This is a genomic window from Streptomyces sp. NPDC107546 (assembly GCF_055639175.1).
The window spans coordinates 1-14948 of the sequence record NZ_JBVKBA010000007.1 but is presented as its reverse complement, the minus strand read 5'-3'; the positions used below and the strand labels follow the sequence as shown (position 1 = coordinate 14948).

General features: G+C 71.9%; 14 protein-coding genes. 5 read left to right on the top strand and 9 right to left on the bottom strand.

What is annotated here, in order from left to right; genetic code table 11:
* Window positions 1-10: 10 nt before the first annotated feature.
* Together ACZ7L1_RS12190 and ACZ7L1_RS12185 are read right to left on the bottom strand one after the other, a co-directional pair.
* Entirely contained in the window at window positions 11-565 is a 555-nt protein-coding gene (locus tag ACZ7L1_RS12190) for a YbaK/EbsC family protein (RefSeq protein WP_471436443.1), read from the bottom strand.
* 101 nt (window positions 566-666) lie between these two features.
* Window positions 667-1239, bottom strand: a complete 573-nt coding sequence (locus ACZ7L1_RS12185; RefSeq protein ID WP_103840250.1) for a helix-turn-helix domain-containing protein — start codon at window positions 1237-1239, stop codon at window positions 667-669.
* A 93-nt stretch (window positions 1240-1332) separates the two neighbouring features.
* Between ACZ7L1_RS12185 and ACZ7L1_RS12180 the strand changes: the two genes are divergently transcribed.
* Window positions 1333-2190, top strand: a complete 858-nt coding sequence (locus ACZ7L1_RS12180) for a DMT family transporter (protein ID WP_471436441.1) — start codon at window positions 1333-1335, stop codon at window positions 2188-2190.
* A 2-nt stretch (window positions 2191-2192) separates the two neighbouring features.
* Here ACZ7L1_RS12180 and ACZ7L1_RS12175 read toward each other — a convergent pair whose 3' ends face one another.
* Complete coding sequence (locus ACZ7L1_RS12175; protein ID WP_471436439.1) at window positions 2193-2957, bottom strand: acyltransferase; 765 nt, start codon at window positions 2955-2957, stop codon at window positions 2193-2195.
* A 106-nt stretch (window positions 2958-3063) separates the two neighbouring features.
* Here ACZ7L1_RS12175 and ACZ7L1_RS12170 point away from each other — a divergent pair, with 106 nt between their 5' ends.
* Window positions 3064-3594, top strand: coding sequence for a gamma carbonic anhydrase family protein (locus tag ACZ7L1_RS12170; RefSeq protein WP_471436437.1), 531 nt, complete (start codon window positions 3064-3066; stop codon window positions 3592-3594).
* Window positions 3595-3600: 6 nt separating this feature from the next.
* On the opposite strand, the gene ACZ7L1_RS12165 is transcribed toward ACZ7L1_RS12170, so the two are convergent.
* The 3 genes from ACZ7L1_RS12165 to ACZ7L1_RS12155 all read right to left on the bottom strand — a co-directional run bounded on the left by ACZ7L1_RS12165 (window position 3601) and on the right by ACZ7L1_RS12155 (window position 8370).
* Window positions 3601-4260 (bottom strand): DedA family protein, encoded by a 660-nt coding sequence (locus tag ACZ7L1_RS12165; protein ID WP_471436436.1) that lies wholly within the window; start codon window positions 4258-4260, stop codon window positions 3601-3603.
* Between the two features lie 85 nt (window positions 4261-4345).
* The gene (locus tag ACZ7L1_RS12160) at window positions 4346-5899 is read right to left on the bottom strand and encodes a carboxylesterase/lipase family protein (protein WP_471436435.1); all 1554 of its coding nucleotides are present in this window, start codon (window positions 5897-5899) and stop codon (window positions 4346-4348) included.
* Window positions 5896-8370 carry a beta-glucosidase gene (locus ACZ7L1_RS12155; RefSeq protein ID WP_471436433.1) on the bottom strand — a complete coding sequence of 825 codons (2475 nt, stop codon included), beginning with the start codon at window positions 8368-8370 and terminating at the stop codon, window positions 5896-5898. The genes ACZ7L1_RS12160 and ACZ7L1_RS12155 overlap by 4 nt, the downstream gene beginning before the upstream one ends.
* 580 nt (window positions 8371-8950) lie before the next feature.
* Between ACZ7L1_RS12155 and ACZ7L1_RS12150 the strand changes: the two genes are divergently transcribed.
* On the top strand, window positions 8951-9352 hold the full coding sequence (locus tag ACZ7L1_RS12150; protein ID WP_471436431.1) for a DUF485 domain-containing protein: 402 nt from the start codon (window positions 8951-8953) through the stop codon (window positions 9350-9352).
* Window positions 9346-10956 carry a solute symporter family protein gene (locus ACZ7L1_RS12145; RefSeq protein WP_471436429.1) on the top strand — a complete coding sequence of 537 codons (1611 nt, stop codon included), beginning with the start codon at window positions 9346-9348 and terminating at the stop codon, window positions 10954-10956. The genes ACZ7L1_RS12150 and ACZ7L1_RS12145 overlap by 7 nt, the downstream gene beginning before the upstream one ends.
* A 103-nt stretch (window positions 10957-11059) precedes the next feature.
* Here ACZ7L1_RS12145 and ACZ7L1_RS12140 read toward each other — a convergent pair whose 3' ends face one another.
* The 3 genes from ACZ7L1_RS12140 to tuf all read right to left on the bottom strand — a co-directional run bounded on the left by ACZ7L1_RS12140 (window position 11060) and on the right by tuf (window position 13690).
* Window positions 11060-11497, bottom strand: coding sequence for a DUF4442 domain-containing protein (locus ACZ7L1_RS12140; protein ID WP_471436926.1), 438 nt, complete (start codon window positions 11495-11497; stop codon window positions 11060-11062).
* A 104-nt stretch (window positions 11498-11601) separates the two neighbouring features.
* Window positions 11602-12447, bottom strand: coding sequence for a spermidine synthase (locus tag ACZ7L1_RS12135; RefSeq protein WP_471436427.1), 846 nt, complete (start codon window positions 12445-12447; stop codon window positions 11602-11604).
* Window positions 12448-12508: 61 nt separating this feature from the next.
* A complete protein-coding gene (gene tuf / locus ACZ7L1_RS12130) occupies window positions 12509-13690 on the bottom strand; it encodes an elongation factor Tu (protein WP_471436426.1) in 1182 nt (393 codons plus the stop codon).
* A gap of 364 nt (window positions 13691-14054) precedes the next feature.
* On the opposite strand from tuf, the gene ACZ7L1_RS12125 reads away from it, so the two are divergent.
* The gene (locus ACZ7L1_RS12125) at window positions 14055-14858 is read left to right on the top strand and encodes a TVP38/TMEM64 family protein (protein ID WP_471436425.1); all 804 of its coding nucleotides are present in this window, start codon (window positions 14055-14057) and stop codon (window positions 14856-14858) included.
* Window positions 14859-14948 lie beyond the last annotated feature (90 nt).

Sequence of the window (14948 nt, the reverse complement as noted above, 5' to 3'; positions counted from 1 at the left end):
GCCGAGACCCTCAGATACCCAGCCCCTCCAGCACCACCGCGTTCGGCAGTTCCGCGAACGCCTTGCCCGGCACCAGCAGCTTGCCGCGGCGCCGGCCGCTGCCCACCAGGACGTACGGCAGGTCGACAACCCTGGAGTCGACCAGCACCGGCCAGCCGTCCGGCAGGCCGATCGGGGTGATGCCGCCGTACTCCATGCCGGTCTCCCCCGTCGCCACGTCCATGGGCGCGAAGGAGGCCTTGCGAGCGCCGAGTTGGCGGCGGACCGCACCGTTGACGTCGACCCGGGTGGCCGACAGGACCACACAGGCGGCCGGCGTTGTCTCGCCGCCGCGCTTGCCCGCGACCACGACACAGTTGGCGGACCGGTCGAGCAACTCCTTGCCGTAGTGCTCCAGGAAGGTCGCCGTGTCGGCCCAGTCGGGCTCGGTGTCGACGTACACGATCTGCTCGGCGGGCACGCTGCCGCTCCATTGGCGTACCGCGTCGGCGACGGGGCCGGTGAGTTCCCCGAGGCAGTCGGGGGCCGGAACGGCGTGGTCGAAGTCTCCGATGGGTGCGCGCATGAGGGCACGCTAACAGCCGGACTCCCCCGGCCCGCCGGTGCCTTGGGGGCCTTGCACTGTGCCGGGCCGCGCGCCCAGGGCGGGCACAGCGCAAGGACCACTCAGCGCACGGGCGGCACCGAGACCGCCATCACCATCTCCATCGGGACGTCACCGTCGTTGGCGTACGTGTGCGGGGTACCGGCCTCGAAGGAGGCGCTGGCGCCGGTGGGAACGCGGTGCTCGACGCCGTCGACGGTGAGGGTCAGCTCGCCGGCGGTGACGTGGACGAGTTCGACCGTGCCGACAGGGTGCGGGTCCGAGGGGCTGCGGTCCCCGGGCATCAGCCGCCAGTCCCACATCTCCAGCGGGCCGGGCGCCTCGGTGCCGGCGAGGAGGCGGTTGTAGCTGCCGGCGTCGGTGTGCCACAGGCGCACGGCCTGCTCGGCCGGGACGATGCGGACCTTGGGCCCCTGCTCGTAGTCGAGCAGCGTGGTGACGCTGACGCCGAGGGCGTCGCCGATCTTGACGACCGTGCCGATGCTCGGGTTGGTGCGGGCCTGCTCGATCTGGATGAGCATGCCGCGGCTGACTCCGGCGCGGGCGGCCAGCGCATCCAGGGTGAAACCCCGCTCGGTGCGCCATCGCTTCACGTTGCGCGCCAGGGACTGGGTCAGCAGGTCGAGATCCGACACATTCCGTCCAATATTATGTATGACAGAGTTGACTCGATTGAACTAGGGTGGGATGCACCCGATCGTTCACTGAACTGTACTGCGAGGCGGTCCATGACAGCACTCTTCGCCCTGGCCACCAGCCTTCTGTGGGGCCTGGCCGACTTCGGCGGCGGACTGCTGACCCGGCGCATGCCGGCGCTGAGCGTGGTCGTCGTCTCCCAGACGATCGCCGCGGCCGTGCTGGGCGCGATCGTGGTGGCCACGGGCGGCTGGAGCGAGGCGGGGCCACGGCTGTGGTTCGCGCTCGCCGCGGGCCTGATCGGCCCGGTCGCGCTGCTCTCCTTCTACCAGGCGCTCGCCCTCGGCCCGATGGGCGTGGTCTCCCCGCTGGCCACCCTGAGCGTGGCGGTCCCAGTCGGCGTCGGGCTGTTCCTCGGCGAGCGGCCCGGGCTGGTGCAGGTGGCGGGCATCCTGGTCGCCGTCTCCGGCGTCGCGCTCGCGGGCGGCCCCCAGCTCAGGGGCGCCCCGGTGCAGCGGAAGGCGATCCTGCTGACACTCGTGGCCGCGCTCGGCTTCGGCACGGTGTTCGCGCTGATCGCGGAGGCGTCGACCACGGTCACCGGACTGTTCCTGGCGCTCTTCGTGCAGCGCGCCGCGAACGTCGCCGGAGGCGGAGCCGCCCTGTACGTCGCCCTGCGCAGGGGCGCCCCGGCGCTTCCTGCCGAGGGCCTGCCCTGGCGTTCCCTGCCCGCGCTCGCCTTCGTCGGCCTGGCCGACGTGGCGGCCAACGGCACATACGCGATCGCCGCCCAGCACGGCCCGGTCACCGTGGCGGCGGTGCTCGCCTCGCTCTACCCGGTGGTCACGGCGCTCGCGGCGCGCGGCTTCCTCAGCGAACGGCTGCGCGCCGTGCAGGCGGCGGGCGCGGGCCTGGCCCTGGTGGGCTCGGTGCTGCTCGCGACCGGCTGACTTCAGGATTCCGCCTCCAGCTCGGCGAGCCGGGCGACGTCCTCCTCGTCGAGTTCGGCCAGCGCCAGCAGCTGGTCCGGCGTGACGCCGTCCGGGATCGGGACCGGGGCCGGGGTCCTCAGCGGCGGCTGCCAGCCGACTTCTGGCGTCCAGCGCCGTACGACCCGTGCCGGCGCCCCCGCCACCACCGCGTGGTCCGGTACGGCACCCCGTACCACCGCTCCGGCCGCCACCACCACGTTCCGCCCGATCCGCGCCCCCGGCAGGATCACCGCGCCCGTGCCGATCCAGCAGCCCGGCCCGATCTCCACCGGCTCCATCCGGGGCCACTGCTTGCCGATCGGCTCATGGGGGTCGTCGTAGGAGTGGTTGGTGGAGGTGACGTAGACGTACGGCCCGAAGTAGCAGTCGCTGCCGATCGTGACCGTGGTGTCGGCGATGACATGGCTGCCCCGGCCGAGGACCACACCGTCTCCGATGCGCAGGATCGGGTCCGGGCCGAGGTCCAGGTCGGGCATCAGTCCCGCGGTCAGCGTGACCTGCTCGCCGATGATGCAGTGGGCGCCGAGGTGGATCCAGGGTTCGCCGAAGACCGTCCCCAGCGGGAAGGCGAGTCTGGTACCTGTTCCCATCGCGCCGAAGCGGAAGCGCCCGGGGTGCTCCTTCGTCACCGACCCCCTGCGCTGCACCCAGGCCCAGCCCGCGTGAACGGCGCGCTGCGCGAGGCCACGGCGCCATGATGAGAACGTGTTCCTGCTCCTGAGCACCCGCTTACCGTAATCGGCCGGGACTCCTACCGGGCGTCCGGGCGCCTGTGATCTTCGCCCCACCGATGGCGTACGGTGCCGGTGTACCGACCACGAGGAGACGGCCATGACGCAGAGGGCGCTGATAACGGGGATCGGCGGAAGGGATCCCAAGGTGGATCAGGAGGCGGTCGTGTCCCCCACGTCGGTGGTGATCGGGGACGTGACGCTGCACGCCGGGGCGAGCGTCTGGTACGGCGCGGTACTGCGCGGCGACGTCGAGCGGATCACCGTCGGCGCGGGCAGCAACGTCCAGGACAACTGCACGCTGCACGCCGACCCGGGCTTCCCGGTCACCATCGGCGAAAGGGTCTCCGTCGGGCACAACGCGGTCGTCCACGGCGCGACCGTGGAGGACGACTGCCTGATCGGCATGGGCGCCACCGTCCTCAACGGCGCGGTGATCGGCGCGGGCTCCCTGGTCGCCGCCCAGGCCCTGGTCCCGCAGGGCATGCGGGTGCCCCCGGGCTCACTGGTGGCGGGCGTCCCCGCGAAGGTCAAGCGGGAGCTGACGGCCGAGGAGCGGGAGGTCGTCACGCTGAACGGCACGATGTACGCGGACCTGGCGCGGGCGCACCGCGAGGTGCACGAGGAGTAGTGAGGCTCACTCGGAGGCCGGTACGGTCTCCGGTTCCGGCTCCTGCTCACCGGCCGCCGCCCTGCTCGCCTTGCCGGCCTTGCGCTTCACGATCAGCATCGAGGCGAGGCCGATCAGGGCCGCCGCCACCAGCCCGAGGTAGGAGAACTTCTTCAGCCAGGACTCGGCGACGACACCCACGTAGTAGATGACCGCGGTGGTGCCGCCCGCCCAGACGACGCCCCCCAGGAAGTTCGCGATCAGGAACTTCCAGTACGGCATCCTGAGCACCCCGGCGAGCGGCCCGGCGAAGATCCGCAGCAGGGCGACGAAACGGCCGAAGAAGACCGCCCACATGCCCCACTTCTCGAAGGACCGTTCGGCGGTCGCGACATGGCCCTCGCCGAAGTGCTTGGGGAACTTCTTCCCGAGCCAGGCCAGCAGTGGCCGCCCGCCCTTGCGCCCGATCGCGTAGCCGATCGAGTCGCCGACGACGGCACCGACGCTCGCGCAGGCCCCGAGGACCACCGGGTTGATGTCGCTGTGCTGGGAGGACAGCAGGGCCGCCGACACCAGGACGATCTCGCCGGGCAGCGGGATGCCCAGGCTCTCCAGACCGATGACCAGCGCCACCACGGCGTAGACGGCGGCCGCTGGGACCGTGTCGAGCCACTCCTGGACGTGCACCGCCGGTTCCTCCCCGATTCGCGGCCCTGCCTTCACGGCGTGCGCGGGCCCGGCCGGCACCACGCACGCCGTGAAGCCTACCGGCTCAGCCGGCCGTGCCGCCGTCCCAGAAATCGCACTGGTGGTCGCGCCCGACGGCGGCGCTCAGGGTGTTCCCACCCCCGGAGGCCGTCTTCAGGGAGAGGACGAGCCCCGGCCGGCCGGGCATGGCGGGCTGCCCCGCGGCGCGCGGCACCCCGTCCCGGACGAACGAGCCCCAGTACTGGACCATCTGCCGCGACAACGCCCTCTGCTCCGCGTTCAGCGGTGACTCGAGGCCGAAGTGCCTGAAGAGGTACTGCACCTCGTTCACATGGGTCGCGCCGAAGTCGAAGTCGGTGTGCAGGTGGCGCAACGAGGCGAACGGCGGTGAGGTGCGGTCGGCGAACTCGTACGAGTAGACGGGTCCGCGCCGGGCGAGCACGCCGTCCAGCCGCAGCGCGGGGCACGCGAAGAGCGTGTCACCGAGGGCGGTGGCGTATGCGATCGTCGGGGAGGCGTAGGCCGGCAGCGGGTAGCGCCGCAGGGCGCGGTCGCCGAAGGCCGAGCGCATGACCTGCGGGTACTGCTCGGCGGTGAGCGGATTGCCGGTCAGGTCGAACGAGGAGAAGGCGAACAGCCGCCCCTCGTCCGTGTTCGCCCCGTTGAGGACCGGCACCCGGGCGGCGGCTCCCTGAGCGAAGGCCGTGGCGGGCTGTACGGGCAGGAAGGCGCCGCCGGCCACCGGACCCCAGTCGAAGCCTGCCTGGGCGGCGAGGATCTCCGCGGCGGACTTGCCGCGCAGGCACGCCAGGGTGCCGCATCCGAGCTTCTCGGCGAAGGCGGCCCCCTGTGCCACGGCCGTGTCGTGCGTACGGGCTGCGCAGTCGCCGTAGGCGCCGCTCTCGATGATGCCCGCCCGGAACAGTCCCCTCGCCGTCGGCGAGGCCAGCTGGGTGCAGACCGAACGTCCGCCCGCCGACTCGCCCGCGATGGTGACACGGGCCGGATCGCCGCCGAATCGGCCGACGTTGGCGCGCACCCAGCGCAGCGCGGCCTGCTGGTCGAGCATGCCGAAGTTGCCGGAGACGCCGTCGCGGGGCTCCTTGTCGAGCCCCGCCGTCGCGAGGAAACCCATCGCGCCGAGGCGGTAGTTGATAGTGACGACGACCGTGCCGGTCTGCCGGGCGAAGGCGTCGGGCACGATGTCCTGGCCGGCGCCCGCGGTCAGTCCGCCGCCGTGGAACCAGACCATGACCGGGCGGCGCCCGGACCCCTCGGGGACGTACACGTTGAGGTCGAGGCAGTCCTCGGTGTAGGTCGGTTCGTCGTACCCGGGGTCCCAGCTCGAGCCCTGCACACATCTGTCGCCGAAGTCCCGAGCTGTGCGCACCCCGTGCCAGGGTTCGACCGGCCGCGGAGCCTTCCAGCGGAGGTCGCCGACGGGCGGCTGGGCGTAGGGGATGCCGAGGAACTGCCGTCCCTCGGCGGTGGTTTCGCCGCGCACCCAGCCCGCGGTCGTGCGGACGACGGGGTCGTCGTGCGGCGCGGCCCGGGCGGGAAGGGGTACGGCGAACGCGGCGGCGAGGGCGGCCAGCCCGATGACCAGACGTCGTATCACCGCGTCACCTCCACCGTCGTGTGCAGCCGCAGATCCCGTGAGGAGGCGCCCACCCGGACGGTGCGTCGGCCGGTGCCCAGCACCCAGCGGTGGTGTGCGGCGTCCCAGGAGGACAGCGTGCGGTCGGCGACCCGGACGGTGACCCGTCGCCGCTCCCCCGCCCGCAGCGCAAGGCGCCGGTAGCCGCCGAGTACGCGGACCACCTGGTCGAGCCGGAGGTCCGGCGAGGCCCCGACGTAGACCTGGGCGACCTCGATCCCGTCACGCCGCCCGGTGTTGCGGACCGTGAAGCTCACGTCCAGGCCGCCCGGGGTTCTGCGGACGCTCAGGTCGCCGTAGGCGAACGTGGTGTACGACAGTCCGTACCCGAAGGGGAACAGCGGGCGCACGCCCTGTGCGTCGTACCAGCGGTAGCCGACGTGGATGCCCTCCGAGTACTCCTCGGTGCCGTCAACGCCGGGGTAGCGGCGCGGGTCGTCGGCGACCGGGTGGTGGTGGTCGTCGACCGGGAAGGTCTGGGTGAGCCGGCCGCCGGGGTCGACGTCGCCGAAGAGGACGGCTGCGGTGGCGGCGGCGCCCTCCTGGCCCGGGTAGTACATCTGCAGGACGGCGGCGGTGTGCCGGAGCCACGGCATCGACGTCGACGACGAGGTGTTGAGGACGACGACCGTGCGGGGGTTCACCGCCGCGACCGCCTCGATCAGTGCGGCCTGGTGGCCGGGCAGGGCCAGGGTCGGGCGGTCCATGCCCTCGGTGGCGTCCTCGTAGGCGAACAGCACCGCGGTGCGCGCCGTGCGCGCCACACGGACGGCCTCGGCGACGTCCTGCGCGCGGGTCGCGCCCGTGATGCGGCGCAGCCGGAAGAGCTGACCCGCGTCGCCGCCCTTGGCCGTGATCTCCAGCTTGTGGGCGCCCTTGGCAAGGTCGAGCGTCTTGCGGCGGACGGCGAGGCCGTCGGGCGCGGTGGACACCAGACCGCCCGAGAAGTACTCGCCGAAACCGGGCAGCACCGGGAACAGCTCCACCCCGTCGAGGCGGACGGTGGGGCGGGTGGCGCCCGAGTAGTGGATGACGAAGGTCCACTCGTCGGGGTCCTCGACAGTGAGGATGCCGCTGTAGGTCCAGGTCTGCCCGGCGGTGACCCGCTGCCCCTCGGGGTCGAAGCCCGGGGTGAGCGAGCTCGGCGGGACGACCTTGCCGTAGAGGTCCTCGCCGAGCGCGTACGTCACCCGCCTACCGCGGCCCGCTCGTGCCCTGATGGCGTCCAGGGGACTGTCGGCATGGTCGGGGACGACGCGGGCGCTGCCGCCGCCACTGACGAAGGGGAGGGAGCCGGTGGGGCCGATGACGGCGATGCTTCCGCCGGTGAGGGGAAGGGTGCGGCGTTCGTTGCGGAGCAGGATCGCGCCGGCCTTGGCGACCTCCAGGGCGACCTCGGCTCCCGCCCCGGCGTCGCGGTCGGGGCGCGGTGGGGTGCCGCCGTCGAGCAGCCCGAAGCGGTCCATCACGGAGAGGATGCGGCGCACGGAGCGGTCCACAGAGCGCTCGGGCACGCTGCCGCTTCGGACGGCGGTCTTCAGCGCCGCGCCGAAGTAGGTGCCGTTCGGCATCTCCATGTCGAGGCCCGCGGTGATCGCGGCGACCGTGCTGTGGGCGGCGAACCAGTCGGTCATCACCCAGCCGTCGAACTTCCACTCATCGCGCAGTATGTCGGTGAGCAGGGGCTTGTTCTCGCAGGCGAACGTGCCGTTGACCTTGTTGTAAGCGCCCATGACCGCGCCGGCGCCCGCCGCGATCGCCGCCTCGAAACCGCGCAGTTCCACCTCACGCAGGGTCTGTTCGTCGACCCGCACGTCGATGGCCATGCGGTCCTGCTCCTGGTTGTTCATCGCGAAGTGCTTGACCGTCGCTATCAGTCCCTCGTCCTGGATGCCCTTGATCTCGGCGGCGACCAGGTCCGAGGCGAGCAGCGGGTCCTCGCTGAAGGTCTCGAAGTTGCGGCCCGCGTAGGGGGTGCGGATGGTGTTGACCATCGGGGACAGCAGCACGTCCTGGCCGAGGGCGCGGCCCTCACGGCCGACGACCTGGCCGTAGCGGTGGGCGAGGTCCGGGTCGAAGGCGGAGGCGAGCAGGACCGGCGCGGGCAGGGCGGTGGCGTGCCGGGTGACGCGGATGCCCGCGGGTCCGTCGGTGAGGCGGAGAGGCGGGATGTTCAGGCGCGGTACGCCGGGGACGTGTCCGGCCTGGCCGAGCGAGTTCGGGTCGGTGGTGCCGTGCAGGAGGGAGATCTTCTCGTCGAGGGTGAGCCTGGCGACGAGCGCCTCGACGCGCGGACCGGCACCGGGAGCGGATCTCTCCTCGGCCAGGGCGGGCGCGGGGGCGAAGGAACCGGTCGTGGTGGCCGCCGCGGCGACCGCGATGGATCCGCCGAGCAGGCGCAGGGCGGACCGCCGGGTGGGGGCGTGGGACATGGGCCGTCACTCCTTCTGTGCGCGGACACGTCGTCGTGGTCCGCATGTACACGTGTCAACGACGGCACGTTCGCCCCTTGAACGCTCCAGTAGCACACGGGTCTTGAGCCGCCGTCACGCCACGGGTACGGCGTGGAAAACTATGACCACCGGTGACTCGTGTCAATGAAGTGAACAAGAACTCCCGCGTCCGCCGACAAGAACCGAAGCCGCGCGCACCGGCGAGGGTGGCCACCGCGCGGGTCGCCGACCGCCCCGCATGACGCGCTCGGCCGGCCGGGAATGCGGAAACAAGTCTCTTCAGATATCCACGCCGCGCAGGCAGTTGATAGCTCAATGGCCCCGCTGCGATACTCCGCATCCGGCCCCGTCACCACCCCGGACAGGGCCGCCCCGACCTTGCCGCGAACCCGAGGGCCGAGGGCGCCACAAACCTCCCACAAAGTCCACACAAAAGCCCGGCTTCGGCACCCCCAGAAGTTCTCGACGGGCCATTCCTCCGGGCCGACCCGTCCCTGGTTGTCCCCTCTGACCTGCTCCGAAGACGGCAGCGCGGCACACGCAGCGAAGAAGGTGCGTCATGAACGGATATCCACCGTCACCCGCCGACTGGAATCCTCCGGCAGAGGATTCCACGAGAGTTCCGTCCCTGTACGAGCATCCCGATTTCCAGTCGATACGCGGCGCGTTCCGCACCTTCGCGATAGTCACCGTGACGCTTGTCGTGGGCGGTTTTCTGCTCTATGTGTTGTTGTCGAGTTTCGCACCGCGCGTGATGAACCAGCCTCTGGTCGGCCATCTCACCGTGGGGCTGGCGCTGGGCCTCGCCCAGTTCGCCGTGATGGCCCTCGCGGTGTGGCGCTACACCGTGCACATGAGCCGGCGCGTCGACCCGGCGGCGCGCCGGTTGCGCACCGAGCTGGAGCGCGCCGGCACCCGTGGGGCGAGCGCCCCGCAGCCCAGGGGGTTCGGCACGTGGTGACGGTCTCCGCGAGCGTCGTGAACCGGTTTAGCCTGCAACTGACGTTCGTCCTCTTCCTGTCGGTCGTCGTGGTGACCCTCTTCACGGCGCTGCTGACGGCTCCTCAGCGCGACGAGATCAGCGAGTTCTACCTCGGCGACCGGAACATGTCGCCGCTGCGGGGCGGCCTGGCGATGTGCGGCGACTACCTGTCCGCGGCGACCCTCCTCGGCAGTACGGGCCTGGTCGCGCTCACCGGTTACGACGGACTGCTGTACCTGGGCGGGACCACGGTCGCCTGGATGGCGGTGCTGCTGGTCGTCGCCGAACCCCTGCACAACTCCGGCAGGTTCACCCTGGGCGACACCCTGGCGCTGCGCCTGCCCCGTCTCCAGCGGCCCGTGCGCCTGGCCCTCGCCATCTGCACGCTGGTCATCACCACGCTCTACCTGGTGGCCCAACTCGTCGGCAGTGTGGCCCTGCTGACCCAGTTCGTGGGCGCGCCGAGCCAGGCCGTCCGCACCCTGTGCGTGATCGCCATCGGCACCATCGTCATCGTCTACGCCGCGCTCGGCGGCATGCCCGGTGCCACCTTCATCCAGGTCGTCAAGGCCGTGATGCTGGTGTCCGGCGTGGCGATCATGGCGGTCCTGGTGCTGACCCGCTTCCACTGGAACGTCGACGCCCTGCTGTCGGCCGCCGCCCGGGGCAGCGGCCTCGGGCAGCGCTACCTGGAGTCCGGGCTGCGCTACGGCGCCGGAACCGTCAGCAAGCTCGACTTCTTCAGTCTGGAGCTGGCCATCGTGCTGGGTCTCGCCGCGCTCCCCCACGTGGTGATGCGCCTGCTCGCTCCCCGCACCAACCGTGTGCTGCGCACCTCGGTCGTCTGGGCCGTGGGGCTCGTCGGCTTCGTCTGCCTCGCCGCCGGCATCCTGGGCCTGGGCGCGACCGCGATCCTGGGGCGGGAGAACATCGCGAAGATCGACCCCAGGGGTGACGCGACCGTCCTGCTGCTCGCCCAGTCCCTCGGCGGCGGCCTGCTCACCGCGCTGATCTCCTGCCTGGCCTTCGTGACTCTGCTCGCGGTCGCGGCCGGACTCACCTTGGCCGCCGCCTCCTCGCTCGCCCACGACCTCTACGGCGAGGTCATCCGCAAGGGGCAGGCGACCCAGACCGAGGAGCTGGGCGTGGCGCGGATGGCGGCGGTCGTCATCGGCGTCCTCGCTATGCTGCTGGCCCTGCTGCCGTGGGAGATCAGCACGGCCGGTCTGGCCTTCCTCGCCTTCGCCATCGCAGCGTCGGCGATCCTGCCGGCCCTGGTCTACAGCCTGTTCTGGCGCCGCTTCTCCGCGCACGGGGCGCTGCTCAGCCTGTACGGCGGGCTGGCCTGCTCGGTGCTCCTGGTGGTGTTCTCCCCGGTGCTCTCCGGCTCCCCCACGTCGGTGTATCCACATATCGACTTCGCCTGGTTCCCGCTGCAGAACCCGGGCATCGTCTCGATCCCGGCGGGCTTCCTGCTGGGGTGGCTGGGGAGCGTGCTGCGACCGCAGCAGGAGCCGTCGGAGTACGAGGAGTTCCAGATCCGCACGCTGGTGGGCGCGGCACCTCGCACGGCCCGGGACTGATCGCTCCCTCCGTCGTCCCGGCGGCGCCCGCCACGAAAGGGCCCCGGCCAGGGCAGACGCACCCGGCCGGGGGCCCTTCGCCGTACGGCGGCCTGTGGTGGCGTCAGCCGTTGGGGCGCAGGGTCCAGACGACCGTCATTTCGCCGGTCACGGCGCCGTCTCCGCGCTGGATGGCGATGGAGACGGGGAACTCGGGGCGCAGGCCGGCGTCCAGCTCGGCTACGACCTCGGCGGCGGGGCGCCCGAGCGTGGCGGTCGCGGTGACCGGGCCCATCGCCAGCTTCTTGTAGGCGATCTCGGCGCTGACGGCGAGCGGTACGGCCCGCGACAGCTGCTCCCCGAACGCGGCCAGTACGATCGCGCCACTCGCCGACTCGCCGAGCGTGAACATCGCTCCTGCGTGCGGCCCGCCGACGTGGTTGTGGAAGTCGCTCCGGTCCGGCAGGGCCACCACGGCCTTCTCCGGCGTGGTCTCGAGGAACTCCAGGTTGAGGGTCCTGGCCATCGGCACCGTGGCGGCGAGCATCTCGCCGATCGACATCTGGTCTGCGCTCATGAGCAGCAGGTTACCCGTCGGTAGCTATGGCTGGAAGGGGGCTGCGCCGTGCGTTTGCCAGATGCCGAACCGCCAGTCCTGGCACCCGGTCAGCCGATGCTGAAGGCGCCGTCGGGCGGTTCCGGCGACGGGACGGCGTTCTCGTCGTGCACCGGCTCGGCGCCACCGATGAGGTCCCGTAGCGCCGCGCCCTGTTCGACGCGGGCCGGGAACACGTCCGCGGCGGATCGGCGGGCGAGCGGGGCCGTGTCCAGGGGACGGTGCGCGGCGATGAGCACGGCGTTGCCGAAGCGGCGGCCGCGCAGCACGGCCGGCTCGGCGATCAGCACCAGCTCCTGGAACACCGCGGCGAACGTGGCGAGTTGGGAGCGCAGGAAGGCGAAGGGCGCGGCGTCGGCGAGGTTCGCCAGATAGACGCCGTCCGGACGCAGCACCCGATCGGCGGCACGCGCGTAGGCCACCGTCGTCAGGTGGGCGGGGACACGGGAGCCGCCGAAGACGTCCGCGATCACCATGTCGGCCGAGGACGGCGGGGCGGTCTCCAGCCAGGCGCGGGCGTCAGCCGCGTGCAGGGTGATGCCGGAACCGACGGGCAGCGGCAGGTGCTCCACGACGAGGTCCAGCAGGCCCCGGTCGGCTTCGACCACGTCCTGCCGTGAGCCGGGTCTGGTCGCGGCGACATAGCGCGGCAGGGTGAGCGCGCCCCCGCCGAGGTGCACCACGTCCAGCGCCCGCCCCGGCTCCGCGGCCGTGTCCAGCACATGGCCGAGCCGTCGCGCGTACTCGAACTCCAGATGCGTCGGGGCGTCCAGATCGACGTACGACTGCGGCGCCCCGTCCACCGTGAGGAGCCAGGCCCGCTCACGGTCGACGTCGGGCATCAGCTTGGCGGTGCCGTAGTCGGTGGTACGGGTGACGGGTATGGGCTCGCTCACGGCTCCATTGTGCGGGTGCGGGAAGACCGCGGCCTCCCCGCACCCGCTCGGAACGGCACCCTCAGGCGACGGACGTCACCGTGCCGGCGCCGACCGTACGGCCGCCCTCACGGATCGCGAACCCCAGCCCCGGCTCCAGCGGGACCTCACGGCCCAGCTCCACCGTCATCGTGACCGTGTCGCCGGGGCGGACGACCGCCGTCTCCCCGAGGTCGACGTCCCCTACGACATCCGCCGTACGGATGTAGAACTGCGGCCGGTACCCGGTCGACACCGGCGTCGTACGGCCGCCCTCACGGGCCGACAGCACGTACACCCGCGCCGTGAAGCGCCTGCTCGGCACCACGCTGCCGGGCGCCGCGACGACGTGCCCGCGGCGGACCGCGTCGCGCGGCACCCCGCGCAGCAGCAGCGCCACGTTGTCCCCCGCCTGCGCCTCCTCCATCGGCTTGCCGAAGGTCTCCAGACCGGTGACCACCGTCTCGACTTCCGCGCCGAGCACCTCGACCCGGTCGCCCACCCGGATTCTGCCGCGTTCGACCGCGCCGGTGACGACCGTGCCGCGGCCGGTGATGGTGAGCACGTTCTCCACCGGCAGGAGGAACGGCGCGTCCACGTACCGCTCGGGCATGGGCACATATGTGTCCACCGCGTCGAGCAGCGCGTCGATCGCCGCGGTCCAACGCGGTTCCCCCTCCAGGGCCTTGAGCCCGGAGACGCGTACGACCGGTACGGAGTCCCCCGGATAGCCCTGCGCGGTGAGCAGGTCGCGGACTTCCAGCTCGACTAGGTCGGTCAGCACGGCGTCCTCGCCGTCGTCGACGGCGTCGGCCTTGTTGAGGGCGACGACGATGTGGTCGACGCCCACCTGCCGAGCGAGCAGCACGTGTTCGGCGGTCTGCGGCATGATTCCGTCGAGCGCGGAGACGACGAGGATCGCCCCGTCGAGCTGCGCGGCCCCGGTGACCATGTTCTTTACGTAGTCGGCATGGCCCGGCATGTCCACGTGCGCGTAGTGCCGGGTGTCCGTCTCGTACTCGACGTGCGCGATGTTGATGGTGATGCCGCGCGCCGCCTCCTCCGGGGCCCGGTCGATCCGGTCGAACGGCACGAAGGTGCCGGTGCCGCGCTCGGCGAGGACCTTGGTGATGGCGGCGGTCAGGGTGGTCTTGCCGTGGTCGACGTGGCCCATCGTGCCGATGTTCAGGTGCGGTTTGGTGCGCACGTATGCCGTCTTGGGCATGGCTGTACCTCGTAGCCTCTTCGTGGTGCTCAGTGACGGCCCCGGCGTCGGGAGTTGCGGCCGGGACGGGGACCCCGAGGTCTTGCCGACCCTCCCCCTGCGGGGTCCGCCGGACGATCCGGGAAGGGTCAGCTTCGGGCGTCGTCGACTGCGGCCACGAGGAGCGGGACGGCAGCCTTCGGGGCATCCGCGAGGGCGGATGCTGCGAGGACGAAGGCGTACCGGAACATGCCGTAGAGCATCGCCGACTCGTCCGCCGGCGTCGAATGGTTTTTCGTGCCGACGAGTTCAGCGAGAGATGCCTCTCATGCTCATGAGGCGGACCATACGGCGATCACACACACGCGTCGGTTAGTGTCGCCGAATGCTCGATGCCACCACCCGCTCTGGCGGCACCGCCACGGCCTCCCCCCGGGCCGCTACCACGTCCCCTCCCCGGGACCCCGCGATGGAGTTCACAGCCGCACCGGTCGCCGCCGTCGTCATATCGCCGGGTTTCGCCGCCCGTTGCACCAGAGCGCTGCTGTCACCCTGGTCGCGTCTCGCCCTGCTCGTCGCGCTGCTCGCGGCGGCGGCATCCTGTGTGCTGGCGTTCGAGCCGCAGAGACTGCTGGCGCACGGCTGGCCGCCGCAACTCGGGGGTGCCGCGGCGGCCGCCGTCTTCGCGGTGGCGTACGGGTTGTGCACGGTCGCGTTCGTGCCGCGCCCGCTGCTGAACCTCGCGGCGGGCGCCCTGTTCGGGTCGCAGCTCGGCACGGGCGCGGCCCTCGCGGGCACCGTGCTCGGGGCCGGGATCGCGTTCGGGCTCGGCCGGATGCTCGGGCAGGACGCGCTGCGTCCGCTGCTGCGCGGGCGCTGGCTGAAGGCGGCGGACGGGCAGCTCAGTCGGCACGGCTTCCGCTCGATGATGGCGGCGCGGCTGTTCCCCGGGGTGCCGTTCTGGGCGGCCAACTACTGCGCCGCCGTCTCCCGGATGCGCTGGGCGGCGTTCCTGCTCGCGACGGCGCTCGGATCGGTCCCGAACACCGCCGCGTACGTGGTCGCCGGAGCCCGCGCCGCGAAGCCGACCTCGCCGGCCTTCCTGATCGCGCTGGCGTTCATCGCGGTGCCCGCGCTGGTCGGAGCGGTGGTGGCCTGGCGCAAGCGCCACCACCTGCGCGGCCGCTAGTGCTGTGGCCGGAAAGGTTTGCCGGAAAGCTCGCGGCGTCCGGTGCTGGGGGCACCTCCCACGCCCTTCAGGCAGTGGGGGAGCATCGCA